The organism is Pseudomonas sp. HY13-MNA-CIBAN-0226 (assembly GCF_040310305.1).
Lineage (GTDB): Bacteria > Pseudomonadota > Gammaproteobacteria > Pseudomonadales > Pseudomonadaceae > Aquipseudomonas > Aquipseudomonas gregormendelii.
In genome coordinates this window covers 1-237 of record NZ_JBEOPS010000621.1, presented here as the reverse complement: position 1 = coordinate 237, position 237 = coordinate 1, and the positions used below count along the sequence as shown (strand labels likewise).

Genomic DNA, 237 nt, shown 5'->3' with positions numbered 1-237 from the left:
CCCCAGGTGGTGTTCGGCACTGTGTTGATGGGGCGCATGCAGGGCAGCCATGCCACCGACCGCGCCCTGGGCATTTTCATCAATACCTTGCCGTTTCGCGTGGACGTGGACGCCCAGGACGTGCGCACCGCCGTCAAGGCCACCCACGCACGGCTGACCACGTTACTGCGCCATGAACACGCGGCGTTGTCCCTGGCCCAGCGTTGCAGTGGCGTGCTCGCGCCGACGCCGCTGTTC

Annotated in this window: 1 protein-coding gene; it reads left to right on the top strand. The window is 67.1% G+C overall.

What is annotated here, in order from left to right:
• A partial coding sequence (locus AAEZ05_RS30155) for a condensation domain-containing protein (protein WP_350650336.1) occupies positions 1–237 on the top strand: 237 nt, incomplete at both ends.